Origin of the sequence: Nitrospira tepida, assembly GCF_947241125.1 — a bacterium.
GTDB lineage: Bacteria > Nitrospirota > Nitrospiria > Nitrospirales > Nitrospiraceae > Nitrospira_G > Nitrospira_G tepida.
Genome location: NZ_OX365700.1, coordinates 1,316,686 through 1,340,773 on the forward strand (window position 1 = coordinate 1,316,686; position 24,088 = coordinate 1,340,773).

Consider the following 24,088-nt stretch of genomic DNA (forward strand, 5'->3'; position numbering starts at 1 on the left):
AGGGGAAGCGCAGTGGGGGACGGAGAGTGAAGAAACTACTGTTTGTGGACGATGAACAACCGGTCCTGGACTTCCTGCGCCTGTCCCTATCGAGTTTGGCGACGGACTGGGACATGGAGTTCGTGCCTGAGGCCGAGGCCGCATTGCGCATTCTGACCCACGGGACCGTGGATGTCGTGGTGGCCGACATCCATCTGGCCGGCACGAGCGGGATTCACCTGCTGCAAGAGGTGAAGAAACGATCGCCGCAGACGGTGCGCATTGCGTTTACCGGGGCGATGCCGCAGGAATCCGCCCGCCGGGCCCTCAAGATCGCCCATCAGGTGTTGCCCAAGCCTTTGACGCCGGCGATGTTGCGCGCCTCGATGGCCCGGGCCTGCGCGCTGCGGGATCAGGTGACCGGCTCGGCGCTGGAACGGCTGGTTGCGCAGATCCGACAACTCCCCACCTTGCCGTCCCTGTACGAGGAACTGCTCGGCGTATTGGAGTCGCCGGATTCATCGGCCGAGCGGGTGGCGACCGTCATCGCGAAAGACGCCGGGATGGCAGCCAGCATTTTGAAAGTCGCCAATTCGGCCTACTACAACATCCGCCAGCCGGTGGCGAACGTGACCCAGGCGGTGGCGGTGCTCGGCATCGAAAACGTCAAATCGCTGGTCCTGGGATGCCAGGTCTATCGGCAGGTCAAGGAACCGGCAGCGTCCGGTTCTTCCATCGAGGAAGTCTGGCGGCATGGGTTTGCCGTCGCCACACAGGCGAGGGCGATTGCGTCGCTGGAAGACGCCGGAGGGCTGGGCATCGAGAGCGCCTTCCTGGCCGGCCTGCTCCACGATGTGGGGCGGATCGTGCTGCAAACCAACCTTCCGCGGGAATACGAGACCGTGCGGAGATATACGCGGGAACGCCGGGTGTCCTTGTCCGCGGCGGAGTTGGACGTGTTTGGCGCGACCCATGCGCAGTTGAGCGCCCATTTGCTCGGTCTCTGGGGATTGCGGGACACGATCGTCGAGGCCGTGGCGTTCCACCATGAGCCAGCCTTGTGCCCGGTCAAAGGCTTTTCTATCCTGGCCGCCGTGCATGTGGCCGATGCGCTTGATCATGAGCGGCATCCGAGCCGAGCCCATGATTCCCTGCTGGATCAGCAATATCTCGCACAGGCTGGTTTGGAAGCCCTATTGCCCCGATGGCGGGCCGCGCTGGCGGCCTGACCAACCCGCCTGACTCGCCCGATCGCGCAAGCCGCCTCCTTGGCGTCGTTTGCAGCGTCTCCCTCATCACTCGTATACTACGGCACGCGTTGGAGAAAGCCGGGTGATCGCCGGTGGGCGCAAGTCCGTCGGAGGAAAGTCCGGACTCCAGGGGCAGGGCGCTGGGTAACACCCAGGCGGAGCGATCCGACACCGGCACCACAGAAATCAAACCGCCGATGGGCTGTGCGGAGTGTCTTATGACCCGCGCAGATCAGGTAAGGGTGAAACGGTGAGGTAAGAGCTCACCGCGTTGGTGGCGACATCAACGGCACGGTAAGCGTCGCCCGGAGCAAGGCCAAATAGGGGGACGACGGCATCCATGTGCCGCTAGGCTGGCCCGGCCGAGGTCCTCGGGTAGGTCGCTTGAGGTGCGGGGCAACCCGCATCCTAGAGAAATGATCATCCCCGGCTGGGTGTTTCACTCAGGCGGGACAGAATCCGGCTTATAGGCTTTCTCCAACGCGCCCATGCGCTGGCCCGCGTGATAGCTCGCCGCAGAGCCGGTTGCGTCACTGTTCCACTCGAAATCTCCGTCCCGTCGAGGAGGACCACCGGAACCCGATCGCCGTAGCGCTGAAGAAGGTCGGCGTCCTCCTCGATGTTGCATTTGGAGATGTCCAGACATAATTCGTCCTGAAGTCGATAGGCCATTCTCTCCACCACCTCACAGAGGTGACAGCCTGGACGTGAAACGATCGTGAGACGGGTCTTCTTGGTTGGCATGGCAGGCTGCACCTTATCATGCGGACCAGGTGGAAAGGACCCTGCCCAGGCCGAGTGAAGATCCCTGTATTGACCCACGGGCGGAGCGAATGATAGTATGTCAACCCTTAAGCTCTTCTTTTTTCAACGAGAAATTGACAGTCTGCAACTCACTTGTGGAAGAGCCGTATCGGTCTATCCCGGCTGTTTCACTTGAGGGGGAGGATTTATAGATGAAGCTCACAGGAGCGGAGATTTTCATTGAATCACTCAAGCGCGAGGGGGTGAAGACCATCTTTGCCCTCCCGGGCGGCGTGGTGTTGAAGATCTTCGACATGCTGCACCAGCAGAGCGATCTCGAAGTGATTCTGGCTCGACACGAGCAAGGCGCCGGGCACATGGCCGAGGGCTATGCCAAGGCGACGGGACGGGCAGGCGTGGCGCTCGTGACGTCGGGGCCCGGCATGACGAACGTCATCACCGCTTTGGCCGACGCCTATATGGATTCGGTGCCTCTGGTCTGCTTCAGCGGGCAGGTGCCGACCAGTTTGATCGGCAACGATGCGTTCCAAGAGGCCGACAACGTCGGGCTCAGCCGGCCCTGCACGAAATACAATTTTCTCGTGAAGGACGTGAACGACTTGGCCGTGACGATCAAGGAGGCGTTTTATATCGCCACGACCGGCCGGCCTGGCCCGGTGCTGGTGGACATCCCGAAAGACGTGTCCATGAACAAGGCCGACTTTAACTACCCGTCGTCCGTGTCGATCCGCGGCTATAACCCGACCTATGACGGCAACAAATGGCAGATCAAGCAGGCGGCCGAAGCCATCATGAAGGCGAAAAAGCCGATCCTCTATGTCGGCGGCGGCGCAACCTATTCGGGCGCGTCAAAGGAGTTGCTCGAACTGGCCGAGCTGACGCAGATTCCGGTCGATATGACCTTGATGGGGTTGGGCGTGTTTCCAGGGGAGCATCCTCTTTCAATGGGCATGTTGGGCATGCACGGCACCTATTGGGCGAACATGGCCATGCATTATTCCGATCTCGTCATCGCCGTGGGGGCCCGGTTCGACGACCGGGTCACGGGCAAGGTGTCGGAGTTCTGTCCCTTTGCCAAGATCGTTCATATCGACATCGATCCGACCTCGATTCGCAAGAACATCCACGTCGATATTCCGATCGTGGGCGACTGCAAGCGCGTGCTGCAGGAACTCAATCAGATCCTGCGGGCGACGGTCAACGGCGAGCAAAAGGACCTGCGCAAGCCCTGGTGGGACCAGATCAAGGAATGGCAGCAGGCGCATCCCTTGACCTATGAGCAGGACCCGAACGGCAAGATCAAGCCGCAGCATGTGATCAAGCGGCTTTATGAATTGACGAAAGATCGGGATCCGATCGTGTCGACGGACGTCGGGCAACACCAGATGTGGACCGCTCAGTACTTCAAGTTGGCCAAACCCAATCGGTGGCTGACCTCCGGTGGGCTGGGCACGATGGGCTTCGGATTCCCGGCGGCGATGGGCGCGCAAGCGGCCTTCCGGGACCGGCTGGTGCTCTGCGTGGCCGGAGACGGCAGCGTCCAGATGAACACCCAGGAATTGGCCACGGCGGTGGCCCACAAGCTGCCGGTGAAAATCATCGTCATCAATAACGGATTCCACGGGATGGTCCGGCAGTGGCAGGATCTGTTCTACGAGGGGCGGTACGCCTGCAGCGATCTCGGCACCTCGCCAGATTTCGTGAAGTTGGCCGAAGCCTATGGAGCCGTGGGCCTTCGGGCGTCGAAGGTGTCCGAGTTGGACGGGGCGATCCGGGAGACAATCGAGATCGACAGACCGGTGATCCTGGACGTGCCGACCTATCCGTTCGAGAATTGCTATCCGATGATCCCGGCGGGCGGATGCAACCACGAAATGATCCTGAGCGACTCGCCCGAACTCAAGAAAAAACAGGAAGCGGTCGGGAAGGTCCTGCCGGAAGACAAGGATACGGTGCTCACCGCCTAGGGAAAGTGCTGAGTCCCGAGTGCTAGGTGCTGAGGTAACAGCTTTTTCATTCGCGGCACTCAGCACTGAGCACCCAGCACTGTTGACGTATGGAACACATCATTTCAGTCACGGTTGAGAACAAATTCGGGGTGCTGTCCCGCGTGGCCGGACTCTTCAGCGGGCGCGGGTTCAACATCGAAAGCCTGTCGGTGGCTCCGACCCTGGACCCGACCATGTCCCAGATGACGATCGTCACCAGCGGGGACGATCGGATCATCGAACAGATCGTGAAGCAGTTGAACAAATTGATCGACGTCATCAAGGTGGTCGATCTCAACGAGAGCGAGTTCGTGTCCCGTGAAACGGCTTTGATCAAGGTGCATACGCGCCAGGAAGACCGGGCCGAGGCGTTGCGGATCGTGGATATTTTTCGCGCCAACGTGATCGATTCCACCCCCACCACCTACACGATCGAGGTGTCGGGCGATCCCAAGAAGATCGAAGCGATCATCAACCTCTTGCAGCCGCTCGGCATCAAGGACATCGTCCGAACCGGCCGCGTCGCCATCGGCCGCGAACCGGTGCGGGCCGCGGCTCCGCAAGCCGCGAAGAAAGTCGTGCGCGAGTAGTTGCCGTTCGAGAGCGGCGGTCCGCCCGCGCGCCCTTCATTTCACACATCATCGTTGGTCTGGTGTTGACCGAGGAGCGTACCATGCAGATCTATTATGACAAGGATGCGGATCTTCAACAGATCCAGAATCGGAAGATCGCGATCATCGGCTACGGAAGCCAAGGCCATGCCCATGCCCTCAACCTGAAGGAGAGCGGCCTATCCGTCGTCGTCGGCCTTCGCGAGGGGAGTTCCTGGAAAAAAGCGGAAGCCAGCGGCCTCAAGGTCATGCCGGTGGCCGATGCCGTGAAGTCCGCCGACATCGTGATGATTTTGACCCCGGATGAGGCCCAGGCGGCGCTCTATCGGCAGGAGATCGCTCCGAACCTCAAGCCCGGCGCCTATCTGGCGTTCGGCCACGGATTCAATATTCATTTCGGCCAGATCGTGCCGCCCGCTTCCATCAATGTGTTCATGGTGGCGCCGAAGGGGCCGGGACACCTGGTCCGATCGGAATACACCAAGGGCAGCGGCGTGCCCTGCCTCCTGGCGATCCACCAAGACCCGAGCGGCACGACCAAACAGGTTGGGTTGGCCTATGCCAGCGCGATCGGCGGCGGGCGAGCCGGCGTGATCGAGACCACGTTCCGCGAGGAGACGGAAACCGATCTGTTCGGCGAACAGGTCGTGCTCTGCGGCGGCCTCACGGCGCTGATCCAAAACGGGTTTGAGACCTTGGTGGAAGCCGGATATTCCCCGGAGATGGCCTACTTTGAATGCCTCCATGAAGTGAAACTGATCGTCGATCTGATTTACGAGGGCGGCATCGCCAACATGCGTTACTCGATCAGCACCACGGCGAAGTATGGGGATATCACGAGGGGGCCCCGCGTCGTCACCGACGAGACCAAGCGCGAGATGAAGAAGATCCTCTCGGAAATCCAGAGCGGGCAATTCGCCAAAGAATGGGTTTTGGAGAACCAGGCGAACCGGCCGGTGTATAATGCCCTGTTGGCCAAGGGAGAGGCACATCCGATCGAACAGGTGGGCGCCAAGCTCCGGGCCATGATGCCGTGGCTCAAAAAGGGCAAGCTGGTCGATAAGTCCAAAAATTAAGCGTTCGATGGCTGATCGCGCGGTCGGAATACCAATCGTCCGGGAGGGGATGCCGTTTGTAGCCGGGGCGGCCGTCCTGACGGGCGGGGCCTGGCTGGCCGGTTGGACGATCCCGACCTGCCTCTTCGGCACGCTCACGCTCTTTACCGCGTGGTTTTTCAGGAATCCGGCCAGGCAGGTCCCGACACAAGCGGGGATCGTGGTCGCTCCGGGGGACGGAAAAGTCATCGCCGTCGACCGGGAATTCGAGCCGCGCTATATCAAAGACGCGAGCATCCGTGTGAGCATCTTTCTGAACGTGTTTGACGTGCACGTGAACCGGATTCCCTGCGCTAGCGCCGTCGAAGATATTGTGTACCAGCCCGGCAAGTTCATCGCGGCGAACAAGCCGGAAGCGACGATCCAGAACGAGCAGAATGCCCTTTGCCTCAAGACGGCGGAAGGCGCCAAGGTCCTCTGCGTCCAAGTGGCCGGCCTCATTGCGCGCCGGATCGTGTGCTGGCTTACGGCGGGTGCGCGGGTGACAACCGGGGAACGATACGGGTTGATCCGGTTCGGTTCGCGCATGGATCTCTATCTCCCGGCGGCGAGCTCGATCCGGGTGTCCGTCGGGGATCGCGTGAAGGGCGGGGAAACGATCGTGGGAGAACTCCGATGAAAACGAACGGCATGCGCGGCGCCTTTGCCAAGGGCAATCGAAAACGACAGGCCATGTACCTGATTCCCAACCTGTGCACGACCGGGAATTTGTTCTGCGGCGTGTTCGCTGTCCTCTCGGTCTTCAACGGCGACCATTTGGCTGCCGCGATCGCGATTCTCGTCGCGATGATCTTCGACATGCTGGACGGCAAGCTGGCCAGGCTGACGCACAGCACCGGCCAGTTCGGCGTCGAGTTCGATTCGCTGTCGGACGTCGTGTCATTCGGAGTGGCCCCGGGCCTGCTGATCTATTCCTTCGCCTTGACCGAGCACGGCATGTTCGGCGTCGCGGTGATGTTCGCCTACGTGGCGATGGGAGCGGTGCGGCTGGCCCGGTTCAATGCTACGGTCGCCACCGCGGACAGCAAGTACTTTACAGGGCTGGCGATTCCGGCTGCGGCGGGAGTGATCGCCTCGCTGGTCATTTTCGATCTTCACATCACGAAGATGGGGTCCGAGGTCAAGCCGATCCTGATCCTGATCATCACGCTCAGCCTCGCGTTCCTGATGGTCAGCACGCTCAAGTATCGCAGCTTCAAGGATCTCAAATTCAGGCGAGGGCAGCACTTCACCTATCTCGTGTGGGGCATTCTCGCGCTGATGTTGATTGTGGCCTGGCCTCAGGTTATGTTATTCGTCACATTTGCTGGATATGCGGTGTCGGGCCCGTTGGCCCGTGTGGTAGCCCTGCTGACAAAAACAGCGGGCAAGCGGGGCACCAGGCCGGAAACGCCCGTGATGGAACATCGAGAGTAGCGGCGTTGACGAGGAGTAGTACGCGACAGCGGCCGATTTGAGAGAGCTGGTGGACGGTGCAAACCAGCCGGTCGCCCGCAGAACTCGCCTCCGAGCCGAATCTGTGAAGCCAGTAGCAGATTCCGGGTGGCCCACGTGACGGGCGACAATGAAGGATGGAGGGCCGGCCAGCCGGCTCGCCATCGAATCAGGGTGGTACCACGGAGCGCGAAAGCCTTCGTCCCTGGGGGGATGAAGGCTTTTTTGTTTCAGGAGGCTGATAGAGGGAAGGATTCCTGGAGGTGTTTCTCCGCCGGCGCCAACGAAGAGAGGCGGCGCCTGAAGAGCCGGCGGATCACGCCAAGCGAGGGATGGAGGTGCGCCATGGACAGCCTGCGGATGATCCGAATTTTTGATACCACGTTGCGGGACGGCGAACAGTCGCCCGGCGCGAGCATGAACGTCGAAGAAAAGGTCATGGTCGCCAAGCAACTGGCCCGTCTGGGGGTGGATGTGATCGAGGCGGGGTTCGCCTACAGCTCGCCGGGTGATTTCGAGGCAGTCCGCCGGATCGCCAACGAGGTGGAGGGCCCGACCATTTGCAGTCTGGCGCGGGCCCGCCCGGAAGACATCGATCGGGCCTGGGAAGCCTTGAAGGGGGCTCCCAAGGTGAGGATTCATACGTTTCTGTCCACCTCCGACATTCACCTCAAACATCAGTTCAGGATGACCCGTGCGGAGGCCAAGAGGCGGGCGGTCGAGATGGTCCATCACGCCAGGAGCTACGTGGAGGACGTGGAGTTTTCCCCCATGGACGCGAGCCGGTCGGACCCCGAGTATCTGTATGAAGTGATCGAGGCCGTCATCGCCGCCGGCGCCGGCACGGTCAATATCCCCGACACGGTGGGCTATGCGGTCCCCTGGGAATTCGGCGGGTTGATCCGCGGCATTCGCGAGAGGGTGCCGAACAGTGCTCAGGCCGTGATCTCTGTCCATTGCCATAACGACCTCGGGCTGGCGGTGGCCAACTCGTTAGCCGCGATCCTGGAAGGGGCGGGCCAGGTCGAATGCACCATCAACGGCATCGGCGAGCGGGCCGGCAACACGTCGCTCGAAGAGATCGTCATGGGACTGCGCACCAGACGGGCGTTCTACGGGGCCGACACCAGGGTCAACACCGAAGAAATTCTGAAGGCCAGCCGGTTGGTCAGCAAGATCACCGGCATGATCGTGCAGCCCAACAAGGCGATCGTCGGGGCCAACGCCTTCGCCCATGCCTCCGGCATTCACCAGGACGGGCTGCTGAAGGACAAGACGACCTACGAGATCATGAGGCCGGAATCGATCGGGCTGGTGGACAGTAAGATGGTCATGGGCAAATTGTCGGGCCGGCACGCATTCCGGCAACGGCTCGAAGAACTGGGCTATCGCTTGTCCGACGAGGAGCTGAATCAGGCCTTCGAGCGGTTTAAGCGGTTGGCCGATCAGAAAAAGGACATTTATGAGGAAGATCTGGAGAGCATCGTCTCCGATGAGCTGGCCAAAATCGCCGAACGGGTGACGCTCCGGTCCTTGCACGTAGAGAGCGGCACGAATCAACAGCCGACGGCGACGATCGAGCTGAGTCTCGACGGGCAAGTCGTCAAGCAGACAGGCCATGGCGACGGGCCGGTGGACGCGGTCTTTCGGACGATGGCGGCCATGACCGGCACCAAGGCCAAGCTCCTGATGTATGCGGTCAAGGCGATCACCGGCGGCACCGATGCGCTGGGCGAAGTCTCGGTCCGGCTGGAGGAAGGCGGACGGGTGGTGTCCGGCCACGGGTCGGACACGGACATTATCGTGGCGTCCGGCCGTGCCTATCTCAACGCGCTCAATAAACTGGCCTATTGGGCCAGCAAGGATGCCGCAGGCCTCCAGAAGGTCAGCTTGATTTGATGGACGATCGACGGGTAGAGTGACGTTCTTTTAGGGGTGCCGGAGTGGTGACCGTTCAACTTTCCGACTGCGTGGAGTTTCTGGCCGGAGACCATACGAGCCTTCGGGAACTGCTCCATCCGGGCAAGCAGGACCTGAAGCTGGGGTACAGCTTGGCGCATGGGCGCCTGGCTCCGGGCAAGCGCTCCAAATGGCACAGGCTGGCGTCCTCGGAAGTCTATTACTTTCTGGGCGGGACCGGGCTGTTTTTGATCGACCAGGAAAGCCGGCCGGTTGGCGCCGGGAGCGTCGTGTACGTCCCGCCGCAGGCGACGCAAAGCCTGTCGAATACGGGCACGGATGAGATCGAATTCCTCTGTCTGGTAGATCCGGCCTGGCGGCCGGAGGATGAGGAAATCTGCGAGTAATGGTTCGAGCGAGGCGTGGCGACAGGCGCAATGCAAGGCAACTGTGTGACGACGGCGGGAGCGTAGCATGAAGGCAAAAATCGCAGTCTTAGCTGGTGACGGAGTCGGCCGGGAGGTGGTTCCCGAGGCGGTCAAGGTGCTCAAGGCGGTGGCCGAACGGCACGGGCATGCCTTCGATTTTGTTTCGGCCGATGTCGGCGGACAGGCTATCGATAAGATCGGCGTCCCGTTGCCGCAGGAGACGCTTACCCTCGCCAAGCAGAGCGACGCGGTGCTGCTGGGGGCGGTCGGCGGGCCCAAGTGGGAAGGTCTCGATTACAGCCTGCGGCCCGAACGGGCCCTGCTTGGACTGAGAGAAGCGCTGGGCCTGTACGCGAACCTGAGGCCGGCCAAACTCTACATGGCTCTGGCTGACGCATCGACCCTCAAGAAAGAAGTCATCGAGGGCATCGACATCTTGGTAGTCCGCGAGTTGATCGGCGGCATCTACTTCGGCAAGCCGAAAGGGATCGAAAAGATCGGCGGAGTCGAACGGGGCGTGAACACGGAAGTGTACACGACCGACGAGATCAAGCGGATCGCCAAAGTCGCCTTCGAAGCGGCGCGCAAGCGCCGGCGCAAGGTCACCTCGGTGGATAAGGCCAATGTGTTGGAGTCGTCGGAGTTGTGGCGTCGCGTCGTGACGGAGCTGCAGAAGGGCTATCCGGACGTCGAGTTGAATCATATGTATGTGGACAACTGCGCCATGCAGTTGGTGCGCAACCCCAAACAGTTCGACGTGCTGCTTTGCAACAACATGTTCGGCGATATTCTGAGCGATGAGGCGGCCATGCTCACCGGCTCGATCGGCATGTTGCCCTCGGCGAGCATCGGAGCACAAGTGGGCTTGTACGAGCCGATTCACGGGAGCGCCCCGGATATCGCGGGGAAGGGCGTGGCCAATCCCATTGCGACCATCGCCTCCGCGGCCATGCTGCTGTCCTACAGCTTTCAGTTGGAGAAGGAAGGCGCCGCTATCGAAACCGCCATCGTGCGGACCCTGGACCTGGGCTACCGGACCAAGGACATCCACAGTGCGGGAACGCGGCTGGTGGGAACCGGCGAAATGACCGACGCGATCATCCGCAATCTGGGCTGATGCAGGCTGGCGAGGCGATGAATAGCTCAGTCTCTCTTGATTCCGGCATCATCACCACGATCGCGGGCGTGGGAGAATCGGGCTGCTCCGGTGATGGAGGGCCAGCATTGCTGGCTCGGCTCAACGAGCCCAAGCAGGTCGCGGTCGATGTTCACGGAAACCTCTATATCGCGGATGCGGAGAATCACCTCATCCGAAAAGTAGAGGCTGCAACCGGCGTCATCACGACCGTGGCGGGCCGCGGGGAATCCGGCGCGTCTATCCCGTCTGCCGGAAGCGATCACGTCTCCGAGGTGACGGACGGCGCCGATGAGGACCCCCTATCCGATCCGGTGCCGCAAACCGAAGGGCGCTTCGCTCAACTGGCGGACCTCGGCGGCACTGTCCGATTCGTGGTCGGCAAGGCCCAGGACGGAAGCGCGCACTATGCTGGAGACGAGGGGCCGGCCGTCAAGGCGCGGCTGAATTTTCCCTCCGCGGTGGCAGTCGATGCGGACGGGACCCTTTTTATCGCGGATACGATGAATCACCGGGTGCGGCGTGTCGATGCCCGGACTGGCATCATCACGACGATCGCGGGAACCGGCCAACGCCGATTTTCCGGCGAGGGAGGACCGGCGGTGAAGGCGGCCTTGAACGAGCCGGCCGCGCTTGCGCTCGACGGTCGCGGCGGGTTGTATGTCGCCGATCAGAGCAACAATCGCGTCCGCCGGATCGATCTGGCCACGGGCGTCATTGTCACGGTGGCCGGGACCGGAGAGGCCGGTTATACCGGCGACGGCATGCCGGCGATTGAGGCGGGGCTCGCCGGGCCCAGTGGACTCGCCTGGGGCGAGGATGGCACACTCTATGTGGCCGATACGTTCAACGGTCGCATCAGAGCGGTGGACTCCGTGACCGGCGTCATTCGCACGGTCGCAGGTGACGGCGGCGAGTATCGCTATCAAGGGGTGCCCAACGAATGGTCCACGAGCCTCTCGCGCCCATACGGAATTGCCGTAGACCGGGAGGGGCACCTGTTGATTACCGATTCCGACAGCCATCTGTTGCGCCGCTGGGATCGGCGTAAGAAGATCATTACGCGCCTCGTCGGAACAGGACAGGCCCGATTCGGCGGGGACGGCGGGCCGGCCTCCGATGCCAGCCTGAATTACCCGTTTGGGGTTGCCATCGATGGAGCGGGCCATGTCTATATCGCGGACACGTTCAACCATCGAATACGCAAGCTGATCGTGTAGCGACAGGAGTCCGTCGATCCCGATCAGGAAGGACTCGACCATGTTGAAGACCAAACCCGCCTATACCGTCGCAGTCGTCGGCGCCACCGGCGCGGTCGGCGCGGAAATGATTGAAGTGCTCGAAGAACGCGCGTTCCCGGTGGAGCGGCTCGTGCCGCTGGCTTCAAGCCGCTCGGCCGGCGGGACGGTCGGATTCCGGGGGACGGATGTGCCGGTGCTGGAACTCACGAAGGAGTCGTTCGCGGGGGTGGACATCGCCCTGTTTTCCGCCGGCAGCGACGTGAGCCGCGAGTACGCGCCGGTCGCGGTCAAGGCCGGGGCGCTGGTCATCGACAACAGCGCGGCTTGGCGCATGGAGCCGACGGTTCCGTTGGTCGTGCCGGAAGTGAATCCGGCGGACGCGGCTCGCCACCAGGGCATCATCGCCAACCCGAACTGCTCGACGATCCAAATGGTGGTCGCCCTGAAACCCCTGCATGACGCCGCCAAGATCACGCGGATCGTCGTGACCACGTTTCAGTCCGTCTCCGGAACCGGGAAGGATGCCATGGACGAATTGCTGGCCGAATGCAAGGCGCTGCTCAGCTTCAAGGAACCGGAGCCGAAAGTGTATCCGTATCAGATTGCGTTCAATTGCCTGCCGCAGATCGATGATTTTCTGCCGACCGGGTACACGAAGGAAGAAATGAAGATGGTGCATGAGACCAGAAAAATCATGGGAGACCAGGCTATCCGGGTCACGGCGACCACGGTGCGCGTGCCGGTCTACGTCGGGCATTCGGAATCCGTCAACATCGAAACCGAGCGGAAATTGACCGCCAACGACGCCCGCGCTTTGCTGGCGTCGGCTCCCGGCATTCAGGTCTATGACGACCCCGCCCATCGACTCTATCCGATGCCGCTCGATGTGGCGGGCAAGGACGACGTCTATGTCGGCCGTATTCGCGAAGACGAATCGACCGCCCACGGCCTCAATCTGTGGGTGGTGGCGGATAATCTGAGAAAGGGCGCCGCCCTCAACGCCGTCCAAATTGCGGAACTGCTGATCCGGTAACGCCATGGACGGGTTCGGCTGGCTGGGGAGGGTGCTCATACTCGGGGGCATCTTGCTCGTTGCCTTGGGCGGCTTGCTTGTGCTGGCAGGGAAACTGCCGGGCCTCGGCGACTCGGGCGGATGGTTCGGGCGTCTGCCCGGCGATCTCTATATCAAGCGGGACAACTTCACGTTCTATGCTCCGCTCACGACCGGCCTGATCGTCAGCGTGGTCCTGAGCCTCTTGTGGTTCATCCTTTCCATCCTGTTCAAGCGATGACCCCGCTTCCCTCCAGATGGCTCCTTGGAAGCTGGCTGCTTGCCATTATGGCAGCCGGGATGCCGCCGGTCGCAGAGGCCGCCTCCGGGGTCACCATCCGGGTCTTGTTGACGGCGGAGGCCAGCCAGGTCGAGGTGCAGGCTGAGGGCGCCCTCCTGGTTTCGGGGGCCGATGGCCGGGAACGTCATCTGCCATCTCCCGTGATGGTCACAGCGGGGAATACGGGGCTTCTCTTGTCCGGCGCCGCCTCGTCCTCGGATCGACTGACGGTTCATGGGGGGCGCACCGGTCTTGTGGTCGGACTGGTCCAAACCACGGCTGCTGCGGGAAAGGCTCCGGCCGGTAGCCATGCCGGGGTCGGGACTCTCACCAAGTGGACCCTGTCGGGCGGTTTGCAGGTCATTCAACATGGGCGGCAGTTGATGGTCGTGAACGACGTCGATCTGGAGGATTACACCAAGGGAGTGGTTCCAGGTGAGGTCAGCGCCGGGTGGCATTCTGAAGTGCTGAAGGCGCAGGCTGTGGCGGCCAGGACATATGCCCTCTATCAGCGGACGATGAGCGCCGGCCGCGACTACGATGTGGTAGCGGGCGTGCAAGATCAGGTCTATCAAGGCAGGCAAGGGGTCGATGAGCGGATCCTGCGGGCGGTGGAGGAGACCAAGGGGCTCGCGGTGGGATTTCAGGGGAGACCGATCTATGCCGCCTTCTCCTCCACCGCCGCCGGACCGACGGAAGACGCGCTGAACGTCTGGTCGAAAGACTTGCCCTATCTGCGGGGCGTGGATTGCCCCTTCGACATGAAGTCCCCCTATTATCGGTGGCGCGTCGCCGTCCCGATCGACAAGCTCGAACGGGCGCTCCGGCAACAGGGAATCGGAGTCGGCGTTGTCGCCACGGTCACCCCCTTCGGGTACAGCCGGGCCGGACGGGTGACTCGCATCAGAATCCTCCATTCCGGCGGGGAACTGCTGCTCCGCGGGGAAGACCTCCGGAAGATCGTCGGCTATTCGATCCTGCCCAGCGCGCGATTCGAGGTCGAAGCGGTCGGGGCCGATGTCGTCTTCAACGGGTTCGGGGCTGGGCACGGCGTGGGGTTGTGCCAATGGGGAGCCAAGGAGATGGCGGAACTCGGATATTCGTTCAGCACGATCCTCTCTTATTACTATCCCGGAACCGACCTCATGCGCGTCGATCAGCTTGACCTGTCTCCCCAGATTCCGTCCAACCAGTCGTAATGTGGCTCTCCGAGTTTGAGGTTCCGTTCGATCCCTTGCTGATCGCGTCTCAGCCGGTCGAACCACGACACAATGCCCGCCTCCTGGTGCTTCGGCGAGGTCGGCCCGGCGGCGGATCGGACCGGCGAGCCGATCTGGCCCATCATCAGGTGCGGGATCTGCCCACACTCTTGCAGGCCGGGGATCTGCTGGTGGTCAACGATACCAAGGTGTTGCCCGCCCGGCTTCACGGGCGGAAGGTTGAGACCGGCGGTCGGGTGGATCTGCTCTGTGTGCGACCGATCGGCCCTTTCCGCTGGGACGTGTTGCTGAAGGGTCGCGTCAAACCGGGGCAGGTGCTCGAATTGACCGAAGGGACGCGCGCAGTCGTCGTCGAGCGGCATGACGAGCGCGCCGTGATTGAAGTCGCGTCGCAGACGCCGCTTGCCGCCATCATGGAAGCCTCCGGTGAGATCCCGTTGCCGCCTTACATCAAGCGGCCACCCTGCCCGGATGATCGCCATTGGTACCAGACGGTGTTTGCCCGGGAGGAGGGAGCGATCGCGGCCCCAACCGCCGGCCTGCACTTTACCAAGGAGTTGATGGAATGGCTGGGCGCGGCCGGCATCGGCTGGGCGACGGTGACGCTGCATGTTGGGCTCGGGACCTTCAAGCCCGTCACCGTCGAACGGATTGAAGATCACGACATGGAGGCGGAAGCCTGTCTGGTGTCCGAACGGACCGTTCAGGCTGTTCGCGACACCAAAAACCGGGGTGGGCGGGTCGTGGCCGTGGGGACGACGGTCGTACGGGCCCTGGAATCGGCGGTGAACGAAGAAGGGGCGCTCGCACCGGCTTCAGGCAGCACGAACCTCTTCATCACGCCGGGGTATCGATTCCGCGCGGTGGATGCGCTGTTGACGAACTTTCACCTCCCCCGCACCACCTTGCTGATGCTCGTGGCGGCGTTCTGCGGGATCGACGACCTCCGTTGCGCCTATCGCGCGGCGGTCGAAGAACGGTATCGATTCTATAGCTACGGCGACGCGATGCTGATTCTCTGAGGAAGGCGAGCAAGCGAGCTACAGCAACTCCTTGTGGATCTTGACCGGAATCTTCGACTTCAAAGCCTGCCCGTACGCGACCATGGCGCGCTGCTGCTTCTGAAAGAGGAAATCCTGGAAGATCGTGTCCTTGTTGGAACCCTTGCCGGCTTCGCCCTGCGGTTGCCTGGCGGCCAGGGAGTGGGCCTCGCTGATCTCTTCAGGCGTGAGCGCGACAGAATCTCGGACCAGGGTTCGGGCCTTGTTGGCGAGCAACTCGGTGGTCTGCATCGCTTCAAAGGTTGCCGGGGTCAGGCGGTTGGCGGCAAGAATTCTCCGGTAGAGATCGGGATCGAACTTGCCATCCCGCTGGAAATCGGGCCGGCTGACGATGTACTCGCGCAGGTCCTCGGGCGTCACCGTCAGGTTCAGGTCGCGCGCGACCTGAAGCCACAATCGCGTGTCGATCAGTTGATCGAGCACCATCTGCTTGATGGTCTCCTCCTTGACCTCGCCCTGGAGGTTGTCTCGATAGAAGCGATAGGCGTTCTCGTATCCCCGGCGAAACTCGTCGAGCGGAATCTTCTGGTCGCCGACCATGGCGATCTCATTGGACGCCTGCTCGCTGAATCCCCACCAGCCCATCGTGATGATGAACGCCACCGCCAACACGCCCATGATGGTCTTGAGGATCCATGGATGGTCATGACTCACTTCGCGCAGCAGTTTGATCATGTCGTGGTCGTCTCCTTGCCAGCTCAAAAGATGATTCTACTGAATCTTCGTCGGGGCAAGCAAGGCGGGCCGGTCTGCCCTATTCTCCGGCTAAGCTCCCAACCGTGATGGACACGGAATCGGTCTGGACGCATGAGCAGCAGGCGACCGCATGGCATCAGCCTTGCGAGGTGATTCACCCAATGGGTGATTCGCCAACCAAGGAGGAGGTTGATGCCTGAGAAGCCGTTTGCGAGTCCTCGGCTGCCGTTCGAGATTGACGACCGCATTGATCCCCGTCTGGTCACCGCGCATGCGGGCGTGCCCTTGGTGATCGAGCTGTTTCGCCGCGTCGGAGCGGCGCAGGTCGTCAATGAGCAGGTCCGGATCAAACAGCGGCAGCGCGGCGTGACGTCGGCGCAGTGGGTGGAGACGCTGATCGCGCTGTGGGCGGCGGGCGGGGACCGCTGCCAGGACCTCACGACCCTGCGCGCCGATGCCGCACTGGCCGCCCTGCTGGGCTATGAGCTGCCCGCGGCCACCACGATGCGCGACTTCTTGGAGGCGTGTCATGTCGAGGATCTCCCGTTGCTGCGTGCTGGCGAGCAGACGGCCGTGCCCGAGGAGTCGGCGCCCTTGGCGGGCGTGGGGGCCGCGAACCGGCGCATCCTCGCCGCGGTGCAGCAGCAGATGCCGCAGCGCACCGCCACGCTGGATGTGGATGCCACGATCCTGGAAGCCCACAAGCGCACGGCGACGGTGACGTACGAGGGCACGTCGGGCTATCAACCCGTCGTGGTCGTCTGGGCCGAGCAGGACCTGGTCGTCCACGACGAATTCCGGGATGGGAACGTGCCGGCGGGCTGCGGCAACGTGCGCATCCTGGAGCGGGCCGTGGCGGCGTTGCCAGCCGGCGTGGAGCAGCTCTTCGTCCGGGGCGACAGCGCCCTGTATGAACAGGAGGTGCTGGCGTGGTGCGAGGAGCCGGCGCGAGGGATCGGCTACGCAATCAGCGCGGACATGAGCCCGCCGTTGCGGGCCGAGATCGAGCGGCTGCCGGAGACCGCCTGGCAACCAGACCGCGACGAGCCGGATATGATCCGCGAGTGGGCCGAGGTGCCCTCTGTCCCCGATGATAAGGACTACCGGAAGGGTCGGCCTTGCGCGCGGCGCTACTTGGCGATTCGCGCGCGACACCGCCAAGGCGAGCTGTTCGCGGATGGCAGCACCGCGAAACACTTCGCGATCGTGACCAACCGGGAGGGCGACGGTCGCTCCCTGATCCGCTGGCACCGAGAGAAGGCCGGGACGGTGGAGCATGTGCATCATGTCCTCAAGAACGAGTTGGCGGCAGAGGCCCTGCCCAGTGGGAAGTTTGGCGCCAATGCCGCCTGGTTCCGGCTCAACGTGCTCACGTATAACCTGCTCAGCGCGTTGAAGCGCCTCGCGCTACCCGGAGATTTCTCCGACGCCCGGGCGAAGCGGCTGCGATTTCTGGTGTTCAATACGGTCGGCACAGTCATCCATCATGCCCGCCGCACGCTCTTGCGCCTCACAGCAGCGGTCCAACAGACCCTTTTGGCCTTGGCGCGAAGCAAAATCCTGGCGCTCAGCCCTGCTTAGCCGGAGAATAGGGGTCTGGCGGTTCGCCTGGAGGGGGCCTCGCCTGTGGAACCAGCCTGAAAAATCCAGCCGTTTGTTTGTGATGGTCGGAGGGATTTGTTATACTGCCGGTCGAGTTGCAAGGTGACGGAGTCCTCCAGGAAGAACGGGCGCGAAGCCATCTACTGACCGAAGTCTACCCTAAAGCTCACGTCGTCAACCGTGGGTTGGCTCGAAGCGCGGACCTCCTGATTGCAGCCACAATCGACCAGGCGGTTCCGCCAATTGGGTTCTTCGCGGGGCTGGCCTATCTGTTGGCGGCCGATGGGTTGTCGGGGGGGCGCAGCCTCGGCAAGCGGCTGGTGGGACTCCGAACGTGGAGCCTTCGGCGCCGCGAGGCCGCCTCGTTTGGCGAGTCGATCGTCCGTAATCTTCCGGTCGCGCTGGTCTTTCTGCTTTATCAGGTTCCGTACATCGGTTGGCTGCTCTCGCTCGCCGTCCTGATCGTTGAAGGCCTGCTCGTCCTCGGAAACGACCGCGGGCTCCGGTTCGGGGATATTCTGGCCCAAACACAAGTCGTGGACGCCGATCAGCTCGACATGCCGGACAGTCGATGAAACGAACAGGGCGGACGCCATGCGCCGATCCCGACAGGCTGTGGCCGGAGGATAAGGGGGAGACACGGTGGGACTAGGAAGCGATTTGCTCGGGTGGTTCTCCAACGATCTTGCCATCGATCTGGGGACGGCCACGACCTTGGTCTATGTCCGCGGCAAGGGCATCGTGCTGAATGAACCGTCGGTGGTGGCGGTCGAGAAGAAAACCGAGAAGGTGCTGGCCGTCGGCGCGGACGCCAAGAAGATGTTGGGGCGGACGCCCGGCAACATCACCGCGGTGCGGCCCATGAAGGAGGGCGTCATCGCCGATTTTGAGATGGCCGAGAACATGCTCCGCCATTTCATTCAGAAGGCGCACAATCGCAGCGCGTTTGTCCGCCCGCGCATCATCATCGGCGTGCCGTCGAGAATTACGCAGGTCGAACAGCGCGCGGTGCGCGATTCGGCCGAGCTGGCCGGCGCCCGCGAGGTCTACCTCATCGAGGAGCCGGTGGCCGCCGCCATTGGCGCCGGCCTGCCGATCACGGAGCCCTCGGGCAACATGGTCGTGGACATCGGCGGAGGGACGACCGACATCGCCGTGATTTCACTGGGCGGCATCGTCTACAGCGAATCCGTCAAGGTGGCGGGAGATCGCATGGACGAAGCGATCATGAACTACATCAAGAAGAAGTATAATCTGCTCGTCGGCGAACACATGGCCGAGCGGGTCAAGGTGGAAATCGGGTCCGCCTATCCGTTTGAGGAGCGGAAGACGATGATGATCAAGGGCCGGGATCTGATCTCGGGCATCCCCCGGACATTGGTCGTCGATGACGCAGAAATACGGGAAGCCTTACAGGAACCGATCGGGACGATCGTCAATGCCATCAAGGTGGCGCTCGAGAATACGCCTCCCGAACTGGCCGGGGACATCATCGATCGAGGCATTGTGTTGACGGGGGGCGGATCGCTGCTGAAGGGGATGGACACGCGCTTGCGCGAGGAAACCAATCTGCCCATCATCACGGTGGATGACCCGCTTACCTCCGTGGTGTTGGGGGTCGGCAAGATCCTGGATGAGCTGGACCTCCTGCGCAAAGTCTCGGTGATGTCCCAATACAGCAGCGCCCGGTAACGGTTCCATCCGGAATGCGGATGGCAATGGTGCGCCTGACATACGGCTCCAGGCGGTGGTTCCTGGGGCTGGTGACCCTCCTGCTGTTCCTCCTCCTGTTGCTGCCGGCTCAGACTCAAGGGATTCTGCTCCAGTTCGGCGGGCCGCTCGGCCATGTTTTGGCCTGGCCTCTGGAAGCCTGGTCCTCTCTGACCACCGCCGTGACGGACCTCTGGGACGGGTATGTGGCGCTCCGCTACGTCTACGAAGAGAACCAGCGGTTGGAGCGTGAAACGGCGCTGCTCCGCGAACAGAACAATCAATTGCGGGAAGCGGCGGCCGCCGGACAACGGCTGGCCGCCCTGCTGGAGTTCAAGGAACGGGCCGGGTTCGACACGGTGGCGGCCCGCGTCATCGGGAAAGACGCCACGAACTGGTATCAGGCCGTGTTATTGGATAAGGGTGAATCGGAAGGCATCCAACCGGAAATGGGGGTGATGACGCCCGCGGGGGTCGTCGGCCGGGTGGTGAAGACGACCGGCTCCACGGCCGTCGTGTTGCTCCTGACGGACCCCAATAACGCCCTGGCCGCGCTGTTGCAACGGACGCGAGATGAAGGCATTGTCGAAGGCACGCCTCAACGGTCCATCCGAATGAAATACATTCCGCTCCTCTCGGGCGTCCGAACAGGGGATTGGATCGTGACCTCCGGATTGGTCGGCGGGTTTCCCCGTGGGTTGCCCGTGGGCGTGGTGACGAAGATCGAAAAGGAGGAAGGCGAAGGCTTTCAGGTCGCGGAAGTCGAACCGGCGGCCGATTTCTCGAAATTGGAGGAAGTCCTCGTCATCACCAAACTGCCCGACGCGCCAGAGTCCGATACCTTCCAACTCGCCCCCAAGAGAACGCCAAAGACGACCCCATGAAATTCTGGGTGTATCTGAGTCTCTGTTTCCTGCTGGTGCCGCTTCAGACCACGGTGTTGGGCCGCGCCAGCACCACCTTGGTCGAACCGGACCTTATTCTGGTGGCGGTCTGCCTGATCGGGTTGTTGACGGATGAGCTCGAAGGGGCCTTGATGGGCATCCTGCTCGGGTTTATCCAGGACCTGTTCTCAGCGGGAGTGGCGTTTCCGAATTTGGTGACGAAGGGAGTCTTAGGCATCTTGGCCGGCCTGATCGGCCGGCAGGTCGTCCAGGTGTCGTCGACCGTTGTAGCCATGGCCGTGGTCCTGCTGTCCGCGCTGAGCGGGTTGGCCTTTCTGTATCTGGCCCGCGGCCACGCGCTGTGGGATGCGGTGCTCGCGGTGCCGACGCTCTTGCTGCCCCAGGCCCTGTTGGACGCGATCTTGGCCGTCGCCGTGTTTTGGGGCGTCCGGCAGGTGGCGGCCAGATACTATTCCTTCCACCCTTCGGTGTTGCGAGAGGATTGAAGCCTCGCCTGTCGGGTTTCGGGGAGAGAGTTCCCATGAGTTACGGGACGTCGGATGCGGAACTGGGGGAAATCCAGCGACGGCTGGCGATCCTGCGCATCGGGCTGTTATTGGTCGTGGTCCTCTTGGGAGTCCGTCTCTGGTATCTCCAGGTGCGCGACGGGGTCTACTATCGCGACCTGTCGGAGAACAATCGAACTCGAACCGTGCTGTTGGAACCGGCGCGGGGCCTCATCTATGACCGTAACGGCGTGCTGTTGGCCAACAACGTCCCCAGCTTCACCCTGTACGTCACGTTGGAAGACGTCAAGGACCGGGCCGAGTTGGCGGCGCGCCTGAGCGTGTTGATCGGCCTTGATCCGGAGCTGATCGAAAAGAAACTCTCCGTCAAGGGACCCAAGCTGCTTCCGCGCAAGGTCAAGGATCGCCTGACGCTCAGAGAAGCGACGTTGATCGAATCGCATCGCTTGCAGCTCCCGGGCGTGATGATTCAGGTCGAATCGCAACGCAACTATCCGGAAGGAGTCGTGGGCGGACACCTGATCGGCTATGTGGGGGAGGTGTCGGCGGAGCAATTGGAGCGAGGGGACTCGGAAGACCTGCATCAAGGGAGTTTGGTCGGCCAATATGGGGTGGAGAAGACCTTCGATCGCCTGCTCCGCGGGCGGTCAGGGCAGAAGAGCGTGGAGGTCGACGCGCTCGGCCACGCGAAACGAACCGTCTTCGTGGACAAGCCGCGATCGGGCGATGACCTCTATTTGACGATCGATGCCCGCCTGCAAAAGCTGGCTGAGCAGCTCCTGGGCGAGGAGGACGGGGCGATCGTCGCGCTCGATCCGACCTCGGGGGAAGTCTTGGCGTTGGCCAGCCGCCCCGCGTTCGACCCGAACCTGATGTCTCGCGAATTGACGGCCAAGCAGTGGGAAGAGATCGTCCAGAACGAGCGCCGGCCGCTGACGAATCGGGCGATCCAAGGGCAGTATCCGCCGGGATCGACGTTCAAGATCGTCATGGCCGCCGCGGCGCTCGAAAGCCATACGGTGTCGCCGGCCACGCCCGTGTACTGCAACGGCGGGTATCAGTTCGGCAAGCGGCTCTTCCGCGATTGGAAAGCAGGCGGCCATGGATCGGTCGATCTGCATGAAGCCATCGTGCATTCCTGCGACGTGTATTTCTATACGGTGGGACAGCGGATGGGCATCGACACCATCGCCCAGTTCGCCCGGATGTTCGGGCTGGGGCGGGAGACCGGCATCGAACTGCCCTCGGAACGGGTCGGGATTGTGCCGTCCACCGCCTGGAAAGAGCGGGTGAGGGGCGAACCCTGGTATCCGGGCGAGACGATTTCGGTCGCCATCGGACAGGGATATGTGACGGTGACGCCTCTCCAAATGGCGAGCCTGGTCGGGGCGGTGGCCAACAACGGCGTGTTGTTTCGGCCTCGGTTGATTCAGGCTGTGCTGGACCGGACCACCGGGCAATGGCAGGAGACGCCGACCCTGCCCAAAGAAACCCTGCCCATCAAGGCGGAGACCTTGAAGGCCATCCAGAAGGGCCTGGCCGATGTGGTCAGCCGGGGAACGGCGACCCGCGCCAAGTCACCGATCGTGAACATCGCGGGCAAGACCGGTACGGCGCAGACGGCCGCCCTTCGGACAGGACCGGAGAAGGACATTCCCAAGAAATTTCGGGACCACGCGTGGTTCGTGTCGTATGCGCCGGTCGAGTCTCCGCGGATCGCCGTTGTCGTGCTGGCCGAACACATGGGCCATGGCGGCTCGGCCGCCGCCCCCCTGGCCAAGGAAGTCATTGAAGCCTATTTCACCATGGCGCCGAAGGCGCCGGTCGTCATGGGCGGAATCATGACGCCTCCCACCCAGCGAAATGAGCCGATCCAGGAGCCCCGCTGATGATTTCCCGCATGATCGACGAACGGCGGTTCGATCCCTTCGACTGGCAATTCATCGCCGTGATCGGCGCCGTGCTGGCGATCGGAGTCTTGTCGATCTACAGCGTAACCTACACTCAGCCTGGGGCCAGCCTGCCGTTCTATCTCAAACAGATCATCTGGATCGGGCTCGGCGCCGTCGCGTTCATGTTGATGCTGGCGGTCGATTATCACAAGATCGCGCGGCTCTCGTACGTGCTGTATGCGATCGTGCTGGTCTTGCTGGTCGTGGTCCTGTTCATGGGCAAGAGCAGCCGGGGCGCGCAGCGCTGGATTCCGATCGGGCCGTTTGCCTTTCAGCCTTCGGAGTTCGCGAAGCTGGTCCTCATCCTGGTGTTGGCCAGTTACTATGCGGCCGCCCCTCGGAGCGGGTGGATACAGCGGGTGCTGATTCCCGGCGCCATCATGCTTCCGGGGTTGCTCCTGATCCTCAAGCAACCGGACCTGGGCAGCGGGTTGAGCTTCCTGGCCGTCTATGCGGCCATGCTCCTCGTGGTCGGCATGCGTTCCAAAGCGCTCGGGATCATTCTGTTGTTTTCGCTCATGTTGTTCCCGTTCGCCTGGGAGGTCATGTGGAACTCCCTGCACGACTATCAGCGGCAGCGGATCATGACGTTCGTCGATCCAGCCTACGATCCGGGCGGAAAAGGGTACCATGCCTTGCAATCCAAGATCGCGATCGGGTCCGGCGAGCTGTTGGGCAAGGGGCTGTACGGCGGGACGCAAAGCCAGCTCAAATTTCTGCCGGAAGGCCATACCGATTTCGTGTTCGCGGTGTTTGCGGAGGAATGGGGATTCGCCGGAGTCGTCGTCCTGCTGGCGCTGTTTTTGATCTTGATTTTACTGTCGGTGGAGATCGCGCTCCGCGCCAAGGATCTGTTGGGCTCGCTCTTGGCGGCGGGGGTGGTGGCCATGCTGTGTTTCTGCATGGTCGTGAACATCGGCATGACTGCAGGCATGTTTCCGATCGTGGGGATCCCCCTTCCGCTGGTCAGTTACGGTGGGAGCGCGACGGTGACCACGCTGGCGGCCCTGGGCCTGCTGTTGAATGTGAAGCGGCGCCGGTTGGCGCTGTTCTATTAGCCCGCCTTGGGTGGAAATATCACGACTCTCGTGAAGACTGCGGGTGAGGGATTTTTGCATCGGTAGCCTCTACAATAGAGGGGCCGCTGGGATCGAACGGATCGCGGCGGTCTTCGGGGATTATTCGAGCGACTTGCGCGGCCGGAGAGCCACGACAGGCCTGATGTGTTCCGATTGCCTGTCTGGTGCGCCCCGTCAGGGA

At 62.3% G+C, this 24,088-nt stretch carries 22 protein-coding genes, 1 other RNA gene and 1 pseudogene; 22 read left to right on the forward strand and 2 right to left on the reverse strand.

From position 1 onward, the window contains the following. Positions 1-26 precede the first annotated feature (26 nt). Both QWI75_RS06220 and rnpB read left to right on the forward strand, forming a co-directional pair. Positions 27-1,208 (forward strand): response regulator, encoded by a 1,182-nt coding sequence (locus tag QWI75_RS06220; protein WP_289267830.1) that lies wholly within the window; start codon positions 27-29, stop codon positions 1,206-1,208. A 91-nt stretch (positions 1,209-1,299) separates the two neighbouring features. Beyond that, an RNA gene (gene rnpB / locus QWI75_RS06225) (RNase P RNA component class A) lies at positions 1,300-1,712 on the forward strand. 33 nt (positions 1,713-1,745) lie between these two features. On the opposite strand, the pseudogene QWI75_RS22690 reads toward rnpB, so the two are convergent. Further along, a pseudogene (locus tag QWI75_RS22690) lies at positions 1,746-1,973 on the reverse strand (glutaredoxin family protein); the annotation flags it as partial. Between the two features lie 212 nt (positions 1,974-2,185). Here QWI75_RS22690 and ilvB point away from each other — a divergent pair. The 13 genes from ilvB to queA all read left to right on the forward strand — a co-directional run bounded on the left by ilvB (position 2,186) and on the right by queA (position 15,418). Further along, positions 2,186-3,961, forward strand: a complete 1,776-nt coding sequence (gene ilvB / locus QWI75_RS06230; RefSeq protein ID WP_289267831.1) for a biosynthetic-type acetolactate synthase large subunit — start codon at positions 2,186-2,188, stop codon at positions 3,959-3,961. Between the two features lie 89 nt (positions 3,962-4,050). Continuing rightward, positions 4,051-4,572 (forward strand): acetolactate synthase small subunit, encoded by a 522-nt coding sequence (gene ilvN, locus QWI75_RS06235; RefSeq protein ID WP_289267832.1) that lies wholly within the window; start codon positions 4,051-4,053, stop codon positions 4,570-4,572. Positions 4,573-4,655: 83 nt separating this feature from the next. Beyond that, the gene (gene ilvC, locus QWI75_RS06240) at positions 4,656-5,669 is read left to right on the forward strand and encodes a ketol-acid reductoisomerase (RefSeq protein ID WP_289267833.1); all 1,014 of its coding nucleotides are present in this window, start codon (positions 4,656-4,658) and stop codon (positions 5,667-5,669) included. 7 nt (positions 5,670-5,676) lie between these two features. Further along, a complete protein-coding gene (locus QWI75_RS06245; protein ID WP_289267834.1) occupies positions 5,677-6,327 on the forward strand; it encodes a phosphatidylserine decarboxylase family protein in 651 nt (216 codons plus the stop codon). Next, a complete protein-coding gene (gene pssA / locus QWI75_RS06250; RefSeq protein ID WP_289267835.1) occupies positions 6,324-7,124 on the forward strand; it encodes a CDP-diacylglycerol--serine O-phosphatidyltransferase in 801 nt (266 codons plus the stop codon). Before QWI75_RS06245 ends, pssA begins: the two co-directional genes overlap by 4 nt. A gap of 363 nt (positions 7,125-7,487) precedes the next feature. Beyond that, complete coding sequence (locus QWI75_RS06255) at positions 7,488-9,041, forward strand: 2-isopropylmalate synthase (RefSeq protein WP_289267836.1); 1,554 nt, start codon at positions 7,488-7,490, stop codon at positions 9,039-9,041. 47 nt (positions 9,042-9,088) lie between these two features. Then, positions 9,089-9,448 (forward strand): cupin domain-containing protein, encoded by a 360-nt coding sequence (locus QWI75_RS06260; RefSeq protein ID WP_289267837.1) that lies wholly within the window; start codon positions 9,089-9,091, stop codon positions 9,446-9,448. A gap of 67 nt (positions 9,449-9,515) precedes the next feature. Further along, positions 9,516-10,586 carry a 3-isopropylmalate dehydrogenase gene (gene leuB / locus QWI75_RS06265; protein ID WP_289267838.1) on the forward strand — a complete coding sequence of 357 codons (1,071 nt, stop codon included), beginning with the start codon at positions 9,516-9,518 and terminating at the stop codon, positions 10,584-10,586. A gap of 17 nt (positions 10,587-10,603) precedes the next feature. After that, on the forward strand, positions 10,604-11,824 hold the full coding sequence (locus QWI75_RS06270) for an NHL repeat-containing protein (protein WP_289267839.1): 1,221 nt from the start codon (positions 10,604-10,606) through the stop codon (positions 11,822-11,824). Between the two features lie 40 nt (positions 11,825-11,864). After that, complete coding sequence (locus QWI75_RS06275) at positions 11,865-12,878, forward strand: aspartate-semialdehyde dehydrogenase (protein ID WP_289267840.1); 1,014 nt, start codon at positions 11,865-11,867, stop codon at positions 12,876-12,878. A 4-nt stretch (positions 12,879-12,882) separates the two neighbouring features. Next, complete coding sequence (locus QWI75_RS06280; RefSeq protein WP_289267841.1) at positions 12,883-13,137, forward strand: DUF2905 domain-containing protein; 255 nt, start codon at positions 12,883-12,885, stop codon at positions 13,135-13,137. A 59-nt stretch (positions 13,138-13,196) separates the two neighbouring features. Then, positions 13,197-14,375 carry a SpoIID/LytB domain-containing protein gene (locus QWI75_RS06285; RefSeq protein ID WP_289267842.1) on the forward strand — a complete coding sequence of 393 codons (1,179 nt, stop codon included), beginning with the start codon at positions 13,197-13,199 and terminating at the stop codon, positions 14,373-14,375. Beyond that, complete coding sequence (queA, locus tag QWI75_RS06290; RefSeq protein ID WP_289267843.1) at positions 14,375-15,418, forward strand: tRNA preQ1(34) S-adenosylmethionine ribosyltransferase-isomerase QueA; 1,044 nt, start codon at positions 14,375-14,377, stop codon at positions 15,416-15,418. The genes QWI75_RS06285 and queA overlap by 1 nt, the downstream gene beginning before the upstream one ends. 18 nt (positions 15,419-15,436) lie before the next feature. Here the strand turns inward: queA and QWI75_RS06295 are convergent, their stop codons facing one another. Then, a complete protein-coding gene (locus QWI75_RS06295; protein ID WP_289267844.1) occupies positions 15,437-16,132 on the reverse strand; it encodes a SurA N-terminal domain-containing protein in 696 nt (231 codons plus the stop codon). A gap of 213 nt (positions 16,133-16,345) precedes the next feature. Here QWI75_RS06295 and QWI75_RS06300 point away from each other — a divergent pair, with 213 nt between their 5' ends. From QWI75_RS06300 to rodA, 7 genes are all read left to right on the forward strand, one after another. After that, positions 16,346-17,734 carry an IS1380 family transposase gene (locus QWI75_RS06300; protein ID WP_289267845.1) on the forward strand — a complete coding sequence of 463 codons (1,389 nt, stop codon included), beginning with the start codon at positions 16,346-16,348 and terminating at the stop codon, positions 17,732-17,734. A gap of 116 nt (positions 17,735-17,850) precedes the next feature. Next, entirely contained in the window at positions 17,851-18,330 is a 480-nt protein-coding gene (locus QWI75_RS06305; protein WP_289267846.1) for an RDD family protein, read from the forward strand. Between the two features lie 67 nt (positions 18,331-18,397). After that, entirely contained in the window at positions 18,398-19,447 is a 1,050-nt protein-coding gene (locus tag QWI75_RS06310; RefSeq protein ID WP_289267847.1) for a rod shape-determining protein, read from the forward strand. 26 nt (positions 19,448-19,473) lie between these two features. After that, the gene (mreC, locus tag QWI75_RS06315; RefSeq protein WP_289267848.1) at positions 19,474-20,349 is read left to right on the forward strand and encodes a rod shape-determining protein MreC; all 876 of its coding nucleotides are present in this window, start codon (positions 19,474-19,476) and stop codon (positions 20,347-20,349) included. Next, a complete protein-coding gene (locus tag QWI75_RS06320; protein WP_289267849.1) occupies positions 20,346-20,855 on the forward strand; it encodes a hypothetical protein in 510 nt (169 codons plus the stop codon). The genes mreC and QWI75_RS06320 overlap by 4 nt, the downstream gene beginning before the upstream one ends. Positions 20,856-20,890: 35 nt before the next feature. Beyond that, positions 20,891-22,765, forward strand: coding sequence for a penicillin-binding protein 2 (mrdA, locus tag QWI75_RS06325; RefSeq protein WP_289267850.1), 1,875 nt, complete (start codon positions 20,891-20,893; stop codon positions 22,763-22,765). Then, positions 22,765-23,886, forward strand: a complete 1,122-nt coding sequence (gene rodA, locus QWI75_RS06330; protein ID WP_289267851.1) for a rod shape-determining protein RodA — start codon at positions 22,765-22,767, stop codon at positions 23,884-23,886. The genes mrdA and rodA overlap by 1 nt, the downstream gene beginning before the upstream one ends. Positions 23,887-24,088: the final 202 nt, after the last annotated feature.